The 15,361-nt window shown below is 44.7% G+C and carries 16 protein-coding genes; all 16 read left to right on the forward strand.

Annotated features, from left to right (window positions below; genetic code table 11):
• Window positions 1–16 precede the first annotated feature (16 nt).
• A complete protein-coding gene (fliN, locus tag FX988_RS19170; protein WP_160181701.1) occupies window positions 17–412 on the forward strand; it encodes a flagellar motor switch protein FliN in 396 nt (131 codons plus the stop codon).
• A 28-nt stretch (window positions 413–440) separates the two neighbouring features.
• Entirely contained in the window at window positions 441–872 is a 432-nt protein-coding gene (fliO, locus tag FX988_RS19175; RefSeq protein ID WP_254700665.1) for a flagellar biosynthetic protein FliO, read from the forward strand.
• A complete protein-coding gene (gene fliP / locus FX988_RS19180; RefSeq protein ID WP_160181703.1) occupies window positions 865–1,620 on the forward strand; it encodes a flagellar type III secretion system pore protein FliP in 756 nt (251 codons plus the stop codon). Before fliO ends, fliP begins: the two co-directional genes overlap by 8 nt.
• A gap of 2 nt (window positions 1,621–1,622) precedes the next feature.
• Window positions 1,623–1,892, forward strand: coding sequence for a flagellar biosynthesis protein FliQ (fliQ, locus tag FX988_RS19185; protein ID WP_006993711.1), 270 nt, complete (start codon window positions 1,623–1,625; stop codon window positions 1,890–1,892).
• A gap of 1 nt (window position 1,893) precedes the next feature.
• Complete coding sequence (gene fliR / locus FX988_RS19190; protein WP_160181704.1) at window positions 1,894–2,673, forward strand: flagellar biosynthetic protein FliR; 780 nt, start codon at window positions 1,894–1,896, stop codon at window positions 2,671–2,673.
• 76 nt (window positions 2,674–2,749) lie between these two features.
• On the forward strand, window positions 2,750–3,874 hold the full coding sequence (gene flhB, locus FX988_RS19195; protein WP_160181705.1) for a flagellar biosynthesis protein FlhB: 1,125 nt from the start codon (window positions 2,750–2,752) through the stop codon (window positions 3,872–3,874).
• A 121-nt stretch (window positions 3,875–3,995) separates the two neighbouring features.
• A complete protein-coding gene (flhA, locus tag FX988_RS19200) occupies window positions 3,996–6,098 on the forward strand; it encodes a flagellar biosynthesis protein FlhA (RefSeq protein WP_160181706.1) in 2,103 nt (700 codons plus the stop codon).
• A gap of 34 nt (window positions 6,099–6,132) precedes the next feature.
• Window positions 6,133–7,461: a flagellar biosynthesis protein FlhF gene (gene flhF, locus FX988_RS19205; RefSeq protein WP_160181707.1), complete on the forward strand. Its 1,329-nt coding sequence runs from the start codon at window positions 6,133–6,135 to the stop codon at window positions 7,459–7,461.
• Complete coding sequence (locus FX988_RS19210; protein ID WP_013753233.1) at window positions 7,458–8,324, forward strand: MinD/ParA family protein; 867 nt, start codon at window positions 7,458–7,460, stop codon at window positions 8,322–8,324. Before flhF ends, FX988_RS19210 begins: the two co-directional genes overlap by 4 nt.
• A complete protein-coding gene (locus FX988_RS19215) occupies window positions 8,321–9,049 on the forward strand; it encodes an RNA polymerase sigma factor FliA (protein ID WP_007989951.1) in 729 nt (242 codons plus the stop codon). Before FX988_RS19210 ends, FX988_RS19215 begins: the two co-directional genes overlap by 4 nt.
• A gap of 47 nt (window positions 9,050–9,096) precedes the next feature.
• The gene (gene cheY / locus FX988_RS19220) at window positions 9,097–9,480 is read left to right on the forward strand and encodes a chemotaxis response regulator CheY (RefSeq protein WP_011575779.1); all 384 of its coding nucleotides are present in this window, start codon (window positions 9,097–9,099) and stop codon (window positions 9,478–9,480) included.
• A gap of 30 nt (window positions 9,481–9,510) precedes the next feature.
• Window positions 9,511–10,254, forward strand: coding sequence for a protein phosphatase CheZ (locus FX988_RS19225; RefSeq protein WP_160181708.1), 744 nt, complete (start codon window positions 9,511–9,513; stop codon window positions 10,252–10,254).
• Between the two features lie 12 nt (window positions 10,255–10,266).
• The gene (locus tag FX988_RS19230; RefSeq protein ID WP_160181709.1) at window positions 10,267–12,516 is read left to right on the forward strand and encodes a chemotaxis protein CheA; all 2,250 of its coding nucleotides are present in this window, start codon (window positions 10,267–10,269) and stop codon (window positions 12,514–12,516) included.
• A 24-nt stretch (window positions 12,517–12,540) separates the two neighbouring features.
• The gene (locus FX988_RS19235) at window positions 12,541–13,695 is read left to right on the forward strand and encodes a protein-glutamate methylesterase/protein-glutamine glutaminase (RefSeq protein WP_160181710.1); all 1,155 of its coding nucleotides are present in this window, start codon (window positions 12,541–12,543) and stop codon (window positions 13,693–13,695) included.
• A gap of 64 nt (window positions 13,696–13,759) precedes the next feature.
• Window positions 13,760–14,539, forward strand: coding sequence for a ParA family protein (locus FX988_RS19240; protein WP_160181711.1), 780 nt, complete (start codon window positions 13,760–13,762; stop codon window positions 14,537–14,539).
• Complete coding sequence (locus FX988_RS19245) at window positions 14,536–15,345, forward strand: chemotaxis protein CheW (protein ID WP_201751606.1); 810 nt, start codon at window positions 14,536–14,538, stop codon at window positions 15,343–15,345. Before FX988_RS19240 ends, FX988_RS19245 begins: the two co-directional genes overlap by 4 nt.
• Window positions 15,346–15,361 lie beyond the last annotated feature (16 nt).

Here is a 15,361-nt window from a genome sequence, read left to right on the forward strand (position 1 = left end):
TCAAGAGGCAAATATTATGAGTGAAGAAGAAGGTTTAGACGATTGGGCAGCCGCCATGGCTGAACAAGCAGACGAAGAAAATAAAGACGCAGCGGCGACCGTTGCAGATTTTGACGAGCTTGAAGAAGATAAAGAGATCACCCCAGCGGAAAAACGTAAGTTAGATACGATCCTTGATATACCTGTGACTATTTCCATGGAAGTAGGGCGCAGTCACATCAGCATTCGTAATCTACTGCAATTAAACCAAGGATCTGTCGTTGAATTAGACCGCGTGGCCGGCGAACCACTCGATGTATTAGTAAATGGCACGTTGATTGCTCATGGTGAAGTAGTAGTCGTCAACGATAAATTTGGTATTCGCTTAACTGATGTTATTAGTCAACTGGAAAGAATCAAAAAGCTCCGCTAACAAAACGCCTTTTAAAACAAGGGTTTGGTTGCTTCTGAGCCCTCTGTTTTTAGCCTCAAATTCAGCGCTTGCTGAGGCCAAAACCCTCTCTGATACCACATCCATAGTGTCAATTTTTCTATCCCTTTTATTGGTTATCGCCGTGGTTTTTATGCTGGCGTTTATCATGCGACGGTTTAACGTCACTGGTGGTAGTACGGGACAACTAAAAGTTGTGGCTTCTTTAGCTGCAGGTACCAAAGAGAGAGTGTTGGTCATTGAAGTGGGTGATGAACAGCATTTGATTGGGGTAACGGCCCAAAATATTAATCATCTCGCTAAGCTTGATACGCCCATCGCAAAAGATAAAACGCCAAGCGGCGAGAATTTCAAAGATAAACTCAACTTGTTTATGGCTGGCAAGCTGCAGTCAAACGCCAATCCTGGCAGCAAGGACAAAGCAGGAGAGCGTGATGAATAAAGTACTGTTGTTGCTAGTGGCGTTAGTGGTGCTAGCCGCGCCTAATTTAGCGCTTGCTGATCCTGGCATCCCTGCATTGACCATGACCGAGAATGCAGACGGCTCGCAAGATTACACCATGACATTGCAAGTCGTGGCGATTATGACAGCGCTTAGCTTGCTCCCGGCGTTTATTATGATGATGACCTCATTTACACGGATCATTATTGTGTTGTCTATTCTGCGTCAAGCGATCGGTTTGCAGCAGTCTCCTTCGAACCAAATTCTTATTGGTGTAAGCTTGTTTTTATCGATGTTTATTATGGCTCCTGTGTTTGAAAAAATTAACGAAACGGCGCTTCAACCTTATTTAAATGAGCAAATTACCTCAATACAAGCCTACGAGTTGGCCAAAGAGCCTTTACGTGGATTCATGCTTGCCCAGACACGCGTAAAAGATTTAGAAACTTTCGTTGAAATCGGTGGCTACGACGATCAATTTCAAGAGCCAGCTGATGTCCCAATGAATATTCTGATCCCAGCGTTTGTTACCAGTGAACTAAAAACAGCGTTTCAGATTGGCTTTATGTTATTTATTCCTTTTCTTATTTTAGATTTGGTTGTGGCGTCTATCCTGATGGCGATGGGTATGATGATGCTATCGCCGATGATTGTCTCCTTGCCTTTCAAATTAATGCTATTTGTGCTAGTAGACGGCTGGAACTTAATTTTTGGTACGCTAGCGAACAGCTTCGGAATGGGAACCTAGTCATGGCGCCAGAGGTCTTTGTTGATATCCTAAAAGAAGCGTTGAACATGGTGATTTTATTGGTATCCGCCATTATTTTGCCGAGTTTATTTGTAGGGCTAATTGTAGCGGTATTCCAAGCGGCCACCTCCATCAATGAGCAAACAATGAGCTTCTTACCCCGTTTAATTGTGACTTTACTGGCCTTGAGCTGGGGAGGACACTGGTTAGTGCAACAATTGATGGATTTCACCTTTACTATGGTGGAGCGAATCCCGGAAGTCGTTGGTTAACATGGAGTTTTCTGCTGACGTCATTACGCAATTTATGGGTGATATGTTACTACCGTTTATGCGTATTTCCGGCATGTTAGCCACTATGGTTGGCCTGAGCGCGAAAACCGTTCCTACTACGGTACGTGCGTTACTCACTTTGTTTATCACCCTGATCATTCTACCTGTGATACCACCGGTACAGGTTGATGAGGTGTTTTCAGTGGGCACTTTTCTATTAGTGATCCAGCAGCTGATTATTGGCATCTCATTGGGGTTCATTTCCACTATGGTGCTCAACACTTTTGTGTTAGCAGGGCAAGTGGTCGCTATGCAGACAGGTCTTGGCTTTGCGTCAATTGTAGATCCGGTCAACGGAATTAACGTGCCAGCAGTTGGTCAATTTTACTTAATATTGGCGACCTTGCTCTTTTGGGCGTTAGATGGCCACTTAGCAATGATCCGCATGATAGTCATGAGCTTTACTGCGTTTCCCGTGGGTGAAGCTTGGTTGCAGCCAGAACAATTTAGAGAAATTGCCCATTGGGCAGGGTGGATGTTTATCTCAGCGGTAACCTTGTCTCTCGCGCCTATTGTATCTCTGTTGATAGTAAACTTAGCGTTTGGTGTTATGACCAAGGCGGCTCCACAGTTAAACATTTTTAGCTTGGGTTTCAGTATTGCTCAAATCATGGGCTTGGTGATTATCTGGATCACTATGGACAACTTTACTTATCATTTTGAAGTGCAGTGGGACAGGGCGCAACAGATGATGTGTCAGCTCGTTAGGGTGTGCCCTTGAAGGCTTTTCTCAAAATGCTCCTGATAACACGCCTTGAAGGAGCCCGAAAACAAGCCCTTAAAGGAGGCGGTTAGTCATGTCTGACGCGAATGAAAAAACAGAAGACCCCACATCCAAAAAGATCACCGACTCCAGAAAAAAGGGCCAAGTCGCGCGATCTAAAGAGCTCTCAACGGCCTTAGTGCTAGTCTTCAGTGCGGCGGCTTTTATCATGATGGGCGGGCAAATTGCCAGAGCGATCTATTTGGTCACCCAGCGCACATTCACTTTATCTCGTGACGAAACCTACGACTTTACTCATATGTTTCAAGCATGGGGCTCTGCAATTGAAACCGTCGCAACGCCTGTCATGTTATATATGGTGATCATTACGGCCGCGGGGATTTACGGCAATGTTGCACTTGGTGGATATAATTTCACGTGGCAAGGGGCTGCCCCAAAAGCAAATAAGTTAAATCCGCTTGCTGGCTTCAAGCGAATGTTTGGCATGAATGGTTTAGTTGAACTGCTTAAAGCCATTGCCAAGGTGATCGTCGTCATGGGTATGGCCTATGTGGCTATGTTGGTATTCAAAGATGAAGCGTTACATTTAGATTTAGAGCTATACCCACAAAATTTATTTCATGCCATGGACTTAATATCTTGGGCGTTTTTAATGCTGTGTTGTGCACTTATTCCTATCGCGGCGTTTGACGTGCCGTATCAAAGCTATAAGCACAACAAAGAAATGAAAATGTCTAAACAGGAAGTGAAAGACGAAAACAAAAATGCTGAAGGTGACCCGCAAGTTAAGAATCGCATCCGTCGTCTACAATTTCAAGCCGCGGCAAATCGTATGATGCAAGAAGTGCCAACAGCAGATGTGGTTGTGACTAACCCAACGCACTACTCCATTGCCTTAAAATACGATCAGCAAGGCACGCGAGCCCCTGTGCTGGTGGCTAAAGGGGTGGACGAAATGGCCATGCATATTCGTAAAATCGCTGACGCACATGAGGTTCCGATTGTTGCTTCTCCTATGTTGGCTAGGGCAATTTACTACTCTACTGAGGTAGAGTCAGAGATCCCCACTCAATTGTTTATGGCTGTGGCGCAAATTTTGGCTTATGTCTTCCAATTAAAGGCCTATAAAAATGGCAAAGGCAAGCGTCCGAAATCAGTACCGACTAACCTGCCAATCCCTTATGAGCTAAGGCGTTAACTGACCTTTAACGCTTAGGGCTAGACTAAAGATTAAAGCCTATTGTTAGGTGGGTAATCTAATTTGGCGCGGTAGTTGCTTTACTAGGTAAAACGTCCGCCAGGTGTCAAAAATACGCGTTATGCAACTTACTGCTTACCTAAATCGTTTCGATAAAAATCAATTCCAGTCAGCCTTGTCTGGCCTTGGTGCTCCGCTTGTCTTGTTAGCTATCATGGGCATGGTCATTTTACCCATGCCTGCGTTTCTTCTAGATGTGCTGTTTAGTTTCAATATCGCGTTGTCCCTCGTCATCATCTTGGTTTCGGTTTTCACTAAAAAACCAGTCGATTTTGGCATTTTCCCTCTTATATTGCTGATAGCAACCGTACTTCGTCTAGCGCTGAATGTTGCGTCAACACGAATTGTATTGCTTGAAGGGCATGAAGGTGGCGATGCAGCAGGTAAGGTGATTCAAGCATTTGGTGAGGTCGTTATCGGCGGTAATTATGCTGTGGGTATTGTGGTGTTCGCCATTCTTTTGATTATCAATTTTAAAGTGGTGACTGCAGGCGCTGGGCGTATTTCTGAAGTAAGTGCACGATTCACCCTAGACGCTATGCCTGGTAAACAGATGGCAATTGATGCCGATCTGAACGCTGGGTTTATCGATCAAGATGAAGCGCGTAAACGCCGTTTTGAAGTGACCAGTGAGGCAGATTTTTATGGCTCAATGGACGGTGCATCTAAGTTTGTAAAAGGCGATGCGGTTGCAGGCTTGTTTATTATGTTGATTAACATAGTAGGTGGCTTGTTCATTGGCATTTTTCAGCATGATTTGGCCTTTGGCCAAGCTGTCGAAATCTACACCTTGCTGACCATAGGTGATGGATTAGTCGCACAAATTCCTTCGTTATTATTATCCGTTGCAACGGCGATTATTGTGACTCGTGAAAACGACTCTCAAGAGATGGGGCAAGAGCTCACTCGTCAACTCGGTAACCGTCAAGCGCTATACATTACTAGCGGTATTTTGTTTGTCATGGGCATTGTCCCAGGCATGCCACATGTGGCGTTCTTAGGGTTCAGTGCGTTAATTGGTGGTTATGCATATTTCCAATATTGGAACGAAAAGAAAATGGCAGAGCAGCCTGAAGTGTTAGCGCCTACCCCAGATCGTGGTAACGCGAAACCTGCTGAAATAAAAGAACTTGGTTGGGACGACGTGCAACATGTCGATACCATCGGATTAGAAGTAGGGTATAGATTAATTCCCTTGGTTGATAAGTCCCAAGGCGGCGAATTATTGACGCGTATTAAAGGCGTGCGTAAAAAGTTATCTCAAGAATTGGGCTTTCTTATTCCGCCTGTACATATTCGCGATAACTTAGACTTGAGCCCAAATAATTATACGATATCTATGTTAGGTGTATCGGTCGGTGAAGCTGAAATTAGCCACGACGATGAACTGGCGATTAACCCAGGCCAAGTGTTTGGCAAACTAGACGGCACAGTGACAAAAGACCCAGCCTTTGGCTTGGATGCCGTGTGGATCCGCTCCAACCAGCGCGAACACGCTCAGACATTGGGTTACACCGTGGTTGACAGTGCTACTGTGGTTGCAACGCATTTAAGTCAGTTGCTTACCAACAATGCCTACCAATTACTCGGTCACGAAGAAGTTCAACAGCTGCTCGACATGCTTGCCAAGCAAAGCCCTAAACTGGTAGAAGGTTTGGTACCGGATATTCTATCACTTAGCACTGTGGTGAAGGTCTTGCAGACCTTATTGTACGAGGGAGTGCCTATCCGCGATTTGCGCACTATCGTGCAAACTCTGTGTGAGTATGGGCCGAAGAGTCAAGATCCAGACGTGTTGGTATCCGCTTTGCGTATTGCACTGAAGCGCTTAATCATTCAAGAAATCAACGGTGGCCAAGTCGAATTACCAGTCATAACTTTGGCGCCAGAGTTGGAACAGATGTTGCACCAGTCTCTACAAGCCGGTGGTGGAGATGGCGCAGGCATAGAGCCAGGTTTGGCGGAACGTTTACAGAAGTCGCTAAATGACGCATCTCAACAACAAGAATTGGCGGGTGAGCCTGCGGTATTACTGACCTCAGGCATGTTACGCCCAGTGCTATCTAGGTTCTTGAAGCACGCAGTACAAGGTTTGCATGTGTTGTCATATCAAGAAATTCCAGATGACAAACAAATCAAAATAGTCAGTTCGGTGGGTCAATAGTTCGTCACCAGATGCAAGTAGCAAGGGGTAAATTGTGAAAATTAGACGCTTTTATGGCAAAGATATGCGAGAAGCATTGAAACAGGTCAAAGATGAGTTAGGCGATGACGCGGTTATTATGTCTAATAAGAAACTGAGTGACGGCGTAGAAATTGTCGCAGCTTATGATAAAGAGCCAGTGCATGCGCCTAAGCGTCAACAAGCTCCAACAACACCTGAGTCAAAACGCCGAGTGGAAGCTACCCCTACGCTTAGCGAAATCATTGGTGATAGTGGGCCTGATAGCCTAAGAGCATTGCTCGAAAAGCAGATTCAGGCGAAAGAGTCAGCTGTACAGGCCAACTCCAACGTACAAGCTAGCGCAATTGCCCCTCAGCGAACAGCGACGCAAAGCGAAACACGCCCAACGCAAGCACGCACGGCTAATGAGCCCCAGCAGGATGCACTGAATGAGATGCGTCAAGAGCTGGCTTCACTGCGTAATGTGCTGCAATTTCAAGTAGCAGGTTTAATCCAGCAAGATAAAGGGCGTAGTCACCCATTACACGGATACTTGACCAGCAAACTTCAAGGTATGGGGATTAGCCAAGCGCTCGCCAATGAAGTGGTGTCTTATACGCCAGCGGACACTGATGAGCGCCAAGCGTGGTTGTTTCTACTTAAGTTGTTAGCTAATCGTATTCAAACAGAAGAAAATAACTTGCTGGCGAAAGGGGGAGTTGCGGTATTAATGGGTCCAACGGGCACAGGTAAAACGACGACCGTGGCAAAGCTCGCAGCGCAAGCCGCGCAAAAATACGGGGCGGAAAATGTCGGTTTGATCACCCTAGATAGCTATCGAATTGCCGCCTATGAGCAAATATCCACATATGCGCGGATAATTGGTTGTTCGGTCAAAAAAGCACAAAACGCTGAAGAATTGTCCGATCTGTTATTTCAGTTTAGAAATAAACGTCTTATTCTAATTGATACTGCCGGATTTGGGCAAAGAGATGTTAGACTGATCAAACAGTTAGAAACACTAAAGCAAAGTACGACAGCAAATATCAACAGTTATTTGGTGATGCAAGCCAATAGCCAATATCAAGTCATGCAGCAAACTATTGCTGCGTACAAACAGATTTCTTTACAGGGTTGTATTTTCACCAAAATAGATGAATGCTACAGTCTTGGAGAAGCAATTAGTGCGGCCATCGAGCACAAATTGCCCGTGAGTTTTATAACCGATGGCCAAAAGGTTCCGGAAGACTTAAAAGTGGCAGATGCAAAATTTTTAATAACCAGCGCCGCCAAGCTTTATAAAAAGCATGTATTAATTCATACTAGTGATAATTCACTAAATAACACAGCAGTGGCAGTATGATTGAGGATCAAGCAAGTAGCTTAAGAAGAATGAATCAATCGCGATTAATTAAAGTTATCGCCGTAACCGGTGGCAAGGGCGGCGTGGGTAAAACCAACGTCACATTAAATACCGCAATCTCTATGGCCCAACAGGGTAAGAGAGTCATGGTATTGGATGCGGACTTGGGGTTAGCTAACGTTGATGTGTTACTTGGTTTGCGTGTGGTTAAAAACCTTTCCCATGTGCTTTCTGGTGAATGCACCCTAGATGAAGTGCTCGTGGAAGGCCCTTGTGGAATTAAGATCGCGCCAGCAACATCTGGTAGCCAATCCATGACAGAACTCACGCCGACAGAACATGCAGGTTTGATCCGCGCATTCAGCGAACTACGTTCGCAAATCGATGTACTGATTGTGGATACTGCTGCGGGGATTTCTGACATGGTGTTAAGTTTCTCGCGAGCGTCCCAAGACATATTGGTCGTGGTGTGTGATGAACCCACTTCACTTACCGATGCTTACGCATTGATCAAAATTCTAAATAAAGAGCACGGTGTTTTTCGCTTTAAAATTGTCGCTAACATGGTGCGCAACATGCGAGAAGGCCAAGAGTTATTTAATAAATTGACCAAGGTTACAAATCGTTTTCTGGATGTCGCTTTAGAGCTAGTGGCAACGGTACCGTTTGATGAAAATATACGTAAATCGGTGCGTAAGCAAAAAGCCATTGTAGAAGCGTACCCGAATTCCCCTGCTGCTGTGGCAATTAAAAAATTAGCTCAGCAAGCGTCCGGCTGGCCAGTACCTTCGCAGCCAGGGGGGCACTTAGAGTTTTTCCTTGAACAGCTTATTGTTAAAAAAGCTGTGGGCGATGTTCGGTGAACAGTAAAGCCGCTGCATATCAGCAGTTAGATGACAGAAATGCGTTAGTGGAGCGTCATGCGCCATTAGTTAAACGCATTGCCCATCATTTAATTGCGCGTTTGCCAGCCAGTGTGCTGGTAGACGATTTAATTCAAGCAGGTATGATCGGTCTGCTTGAGGCTTCACGTAATTTCGATGGTTCAAAAGGCGCGAGTTTTGAGACGTTCGCAGGTATTCGAATTCGTGGCTCTATGCTGGATGAAATTCGAAAAGGCGATTGGACACCGCGTTCTGTGCACAAAAATGGCCGGGCAATAACCGATGCTATAAATAAAGTAGAGCGTGAGACTGGCCGAGATGCCAGAGACGTCGATATTGCTAAGAAACTAGAGGTGAGTATCGAGCAATACCATCAAATGCTTAGCGAAGTAAACGCGGGCAAAATTATTGGTATGGAGGATTTAGGGGTGACGGAGGATGTTGTCACCACAGAACAGACCAAAGGCTCAGATACCCCCTTTGAAGATTTACTTCAAGGGTCCTTTCAAAAGGCGTTGGCCCATGCCATTACCACCTTGCCCGAGCGTGAAGCTATTGTGTTGTCATTGTATTATGACGAAGAATTAAATTTACGCGAAATCGGTGAAGTGTTAGATGTAAGTGAGTCACGTGTTAGCCAAATACACAGTCAAGCGATGCTAAAACTAAAAAGTAAAATGCAAACTTGGCGTATTGAAGAATAAACCAATAACATACAAATATTGTGATTTTGCCCTGAGCGGAGATTATTTTGGATAAAAATATGAAAATTTTGGTTGTTGATGATTTCTCGACCATGCGTCGAATCATCAAAAACCTATTGAAGGATTTAGGCTTTACCAACATTCAAGAAGCCGATGACGGAAGTACAGCACTGCCTATGTTGCAACAAGGTGACTTCGATTTTGTGGTAACCGATTGGAATATGCCCGGCATGCAAGGCATTGATTTATTGCGAGCGATTCGTGCCGACGAAAACCTAAAACATACCCCAGTGTTAATGGTTACTGCTGAAGCGAAAAAAGAGCAAATAGTGGCAGCTGCGCAAGCAGGTGTGAACGGTTACGTGATCAAACCTTTTACAGCGGCAACCCTTAAAGAGAAGTTGGCGAAAATCTTTGAACGTTTAGGTTAATCAGGCTTTTTCAACAATAAGGAAGACCTTATGACCTTTCACGCAGCCCCCATGTCGATAGAAGATGCCAAGCAACTGGTTGCTTTGCTCGAAAGCGGTGATAATCAAGGTGCTCAGCAACTTCTCGATAGTACTAACGACATTAATTCAGTTGAACTGTTTGAAGAAGTAGGCAAATTAACCCGTCAGTTGCACGACTCTTTAAACAACTTCCAGCTTGATGAACGTATAGCCAATCTTGCTAATGAAGAGATCCCTGACGCGAAAACTCGGTTGACGTACGTTATTGAAACGACTGAACAAGCCGCCAATCGCACAATGGATTTGGTCGATGATTGCATGCCTATTGCAGAAAGACTGAGTTCTGAAATTAACACTATTCTTCCTGAATGGAAAAAACTCTTTAGCCGTCAATTGGAATTGGGCGAGTTTAATACCTTGTGCAGACGTCTCGATAGCTTTTTAGAAGATGGCAAAGTTGAATCTGCGAAACTCAATGAGTTTTTAACTGAAATGTTGCTTGCTCAAGGGTATCAAGATATCACTGGGCAAATTATCCGCCGCGTTATTGAGCTTGTTAAAGAAGTGGAAGACAGCTTAGTGCATATGCTAACGATGTTTGGTGGAATAGAATCTGCGGAAAATCCTCATATATCTGATAAACAAGCCGATAATGTAAAAGCGGAAGGCCCAATACTTGATGCTGCTAACCGCGATGACGTCGCATCGGACCAAGATGATGTTGATGACTTACTCTCAAGTTTAGGATTTTAGAGGCGTTAGGATATGGGGTTTGATGTTGACGAGGAAATTCTTCAAGATTTTTTAGTTGAAGCGGGTGAAATTTTAGAGCAGCTGCAAGAACAACTCGTCGAATTAGAAAATAATCCACAAGATTCAGATCTACTGAATGCAATTTTTCGTGGCTATCATACGGTCAAGGGCGGGGCTGGTTTCCTTTCATTAACCGAACTGGTGGATATTTGTCACGGCGCCGAAAATGTATTTGATGTCATGCGTAATGGCCAGCGCACGTTAACACCCGCATTAATGGATATTATTCTGCAAGCAACCGACGAAGTGGTTGCTATGTTTGAAGACGTCAAGGCGAATAAGCCCCTTGTTGCTGCACAGCAAACCCTTCTCGATACGCTTCATCGCTTGAGTAAACCAGAAACCGCAGATGAAGTAGTAGAGGCGCCGTTCGACGCTCCTCCTGTGGTTGACGAGCAAAAAGAAACGACTCATGAGCCCTCAACATCAGTCAAAACAGAATCAGATGATTTTGACGAGTCAGAGTTTGAAGCCTTACTTGATGAACTTCATGGCAAAGGGAACCCTGTTGGCGGCGCAACGCAACCCATTGCTACAGAGACTCCTAGTCGCTCGGATACATCGAATGACGATGATATCAGTGATGACGAATTTGAAGCATTGCTTGACCAACTTCATGGCGAAGGGCAATTTGGTGGCGCACAAGTCATACCTGCTGAGTCCCCTAAGACTCCAGAGGTGAATCCTACTTCCGATGAAGAAGATATTAGCGATGACGAATTTGAAGCTCTGCTTGACCAATTGCATGGCAAAGGCCAAGGTCCAGCTGGTAAAAAAGATAAAAATTTAACATCTAGCGTAGCCCCAGCCGCGCCAGCGGAGTCGGCTTCAGTTGAAAGCTCGGCATCTCAGCCTAAAAATCAACATACCGCGACTAATCAAAGTAAACAGCCAGCACCTAGCATCGCCCCTACACAGGCCAGCGCAGCTCCGAAAAAGCCGGAATCGCAAGTGACAACGCCTGCCGCTAAACGGGAAGAAAAGCGTCCTGCCCCTCAGCAAGCAGAAACGACTGTACGAGTTGATACTAAACGTTTAGATCAGATAATGAATATGGTGGGGGAGTTAGTACTAGTTCGTAATAGGTTATTGAGTTTAGGTTTATCCGTGAACGATGAAAGTATGTCTAAAGCGATTGCGAACTTAGACGTAGTGACCGGAGATTTGCAAGGTGCGGTGATGAAAACGCGCATGCAGCCAATTAAAAAGGTCTTTGGGCGCTTTCCACGAGTGGTCCGCGACTTAGCTCGCACGTTGAAAAAAGAAATTACCTTAGAGCTTGAAGGTGAAGACACCGATTTAGATAAGAACCTAGTGGAAGCACTAGCAGATCCCTTAGTTCACTTGGTGCGTAACTCAGTCGATCATGGTATTGAAATGCCAGCCGATCGGATCGCTGCCGGCAAACCGTCACTAGGTACAGTAAAATTGTCTGCGTCCCAAGAAGGAGATCATATATTGTTGAGCATTGTCGATGATGGCAAGGGGATGGATCCTGACAAGCTCAAAGAGATCGCTATTTCTAGAGGTGTGCTAGACGCCGATGCGGCTGCAAGAATGACTGACGAAGAAGCCTTTAATCTGATTTTTGCACCTGGCTTTTCAACTAAAACGGAGATTTCGGAAGTCTCAGGCCGTGGTGTTGGCATGGACGTCGTAAAAACAAAGATTAACCAACTAAACGGTACCGTTAATATTGATTCCGTTTTAGGAAAAGGCACGACGCTAGAAATCAAAGTACCGCTTACCTTAGCGATATTGCCCACCTTAATGATAGTGGTAGGGGATCAGACATTTGCTTTGCCTTTAGGCTCAGTAAACGAAATTATTAATATGGATATGAGCAAAACCAACATGGTCGATGGCCAGTTGACAAAAATTGTCCGTTCCAAAGCCATTCCATTATTCTATTTGCGAGAATGGTTGGTGCGTAAAAGCGCAAAACCTATCCCATTAGATCGCTCCAAAGGACATGTTGTTGTGGTTCAAATTGGTACTCAGCAGCTTGGTTTTGTTGTTGACGCACTGATTGGTCAAGAAGAAGTCGTGATTAAACCACTAGACGAACTACTTCAAGGTACCCCCGGTATGGCGGGTGCTACCATCACCAGTGACGGCGGGATCGCATTGATTTTAGATGTTCCAGGACTATTAAAGCATTACGCGAAGAAAAAAGCCGATGCCATTCGACAAGTGCGTTAATCTCGAGGTTTTAATAATACACACATGGCATACAAGATATTAGTAGTTGATGATTCGATTTTTTTTAGACGCCGTGTAAAAGAAATTTTAGAACTAGACCCTAGTTTAGAGGTGATAGGTGAGGCACGAAACGGCCAAGAAGCGATTGATATGGTCGCCTCCTTAAACCCAGATGTGGTGACAATGGACGTAGAAATGCCTGTGATGGACGGAATAACCGCGGTCAAAAAAATCATGGCGCGAAAACCTGTTCCGATCATTATGTTTTCTTCTTTGACCCTTGAAGGCGCGAAAGCCACATTAGACGCGTTAGATGCAGGGGCGATGGACTTTTTACCAAAGAAATTTGAAGATATTGCGGCCAACCGTGCAGACGCGGTCGCACTTTTACAGTCAAGGGTGAAAAGCCTGTGCCGCAAACACCACGGCTTTAGGCCGGCAGCTCCACGAGTGGCTGCTCCTAAAGCGATTTTATTTAGTAAACCTGTTAGTCGGAACGCGCTTAATCGAAAAGGTAGTGAGCAAGCTACACGGTCTATTGTTGGTGGTGCTGTGTCGACGCCATTATATCATTCTTCGTCTAGCGAAATTCCATCGGGCAAAAAATATCGCTGTTTAGCCTTAGGCACCTCTACTGGCGGTCCTGTCGCACTACAAAAAGTACTAACCAGGATACCTAAACATTTTCCGCATCCGATTTTTATTGTCCAACATATGCCGGGTTCGTTCACTAAAGCCTTTGCAGAGCGTTTAAATCAGTTATCGAAGCTCACAGTAAAAGAAGCGATAAATGGTGAGGCAGTACAAGCTGGCGTCGCTTACTTGGCGCCAGGCGGGCGGCAAATGACACTTCAAGGTGATGCCGATCGGGCAACATTTAGAATTTTTGATGCGCCAGATAGTGCCGATATATTATACAAGCCCAGTGTTGATATTACCTTTGAGTCAATTGCTAATGTATATAGGGGGGATGTCCTAGGCGTTATTTTAACTGGCATGGGAACTGATGGAAAGATCGGCGCAAGCACATTGAAAAGAAATGGAGCAAAAATTTGGGCTCAAGATGAACTGAGCTCAGTTGTGTATGGAATGCCACAAGCAGTAATGAACGCAGGCATTGCCGAAAAAGAATTTTCTATAGATTCCTTTGAAAGCCATATTCTAAAAGAGATGGCGTAAAATTAGTTTTCATTCTATGAGTTGGAGTGATAAATCGAATAGTAAGAACTAAAAGGGCGTTTTCGTGAAGGTATGGACAGTTGCAAACCAAAAAGGCGGCGTTGGGAAAACCACCACTACTGTCACCTTAGGTGGTTTGCTAGCACAACGTGGTGCTAAGGTAGTCTTAATTGATACCGATCCCCATGCGTCCTTAAGCTATTATTTTGGTATTGACTCTGATGAGCTATCACGCAGTTTATATGACATTTTCGTGCACGATACCCCCTTGGATAAAGACACAGTTCTAGATTGTTTATGCCCAACTAAACTCGATTCACTTTTTATTTTACCTGCGAGCATGGCGTTAGCGACCTTAGATCGACAACTGGGTAATCAAAGCGGTATGGGATTAACCCTCAAAAAGGCACTGGCGTTAATTGAAGATGAGTTTGAGTACGCGCTTATCGATTGCCCACCTGTTTTAGGCGTACTTATGGTTAATGCGCTGGCCGCTTCTACGCGAGTGATCATTCCTGTTCAAACGGAATTCTTAGCACTCAAAGGTTTGGAGCGTATGCTCGATTCTTTAAAAATAATGCAACAATCTTTGCGCAAAGCATTTCGCTACACCATAGTGCCTACTATGTTTGATAAGCGTGTGAAAGCAGCCATTGGCGCTTATTATACCTTACGGGAAACACACGGTGATAGTGTGTGGCAAGGCTTGATCCCCATTGATACTAAATTTCGAGATGCTAGCTCGCATCATGCTTTGCCATCTGTACATGCACCGAAGGCAAGGGGCGTGGTTGCTTACACCAGCTTGTTACGACATTTACGTATATTAGAGGCTGCAAAATGAGTAAGAAATCCTCCGATAAGAAAAACGTAATGGAAGAATACCTGTCGTCTTTGCTGACGGAAGAGGCTGCCCTTAGTGAGCCGTTAGAACAGGTCAGTAAGCTACTGGATTCAGCATCTATCATACATAGTACTGAATCAAAACAAAGAGAGTTGTCCAAGCAACAGAGCAATATCATTGCCGACAGTGATAGTGCCGTTGGGGTTAAAGAGGCGGCGGTTGAGCCAGTAGACCAGCCTTTAGTTCTCCCAGAGCTAAGTGATGAACCGGATGTTGAAGAGGAAAAGGACACACAACGCGAAGTAACCAGTACAACCAAAGAACTCGAAAACGATATAGCGCAAGACACTGGTATTTACACCGAACCTTTTCAGACGTTAATTTTTGAAGTTGCGGGACTATCTCTAGCGCTGCCTTTAACCGAGTTAGGCGGTATTCATCAATTGACAGAGGTCACTCCGATCTTTGGAAAACCCAATTGGTTTAAGGGTGTGATGTTACACCGTGATGAAAAGATGAATGTCGTGGACACCGCCATGTGGGTGATGCCGGATAAATGCAATGAAAAACTGGCAGATTCAGCTAAAAATCAATATCTTATCATGTTAGATGATAGTGGTTGGGGCTTGGCGTGTGAACGTATTATTGACACCATTACTTTGCAACCAGATGATGTAAAATGGCGAAGGTTTGACGGAAACCGTGTTTGGCTTAGCGGTATGATAAAGAAAAAGATGTGTGCCTTGGTAAATGTAAAGCAACTCATTAGGCTTTTACAGCGAGGCATGAATAGTAATGACAACTAGCACTATATGCTGGAGT

Source organism: Paraglaciecola mesophila (genome assembly GCF_009906955.1).
Classification (GTDB): domain Bacteria; phylum Pseudomonadota; class Gammaproteobacteria; order Enterobacterales; family Alteromonadaceae; genus Paraglaciecola; species Paraglaciecola mesophila_A.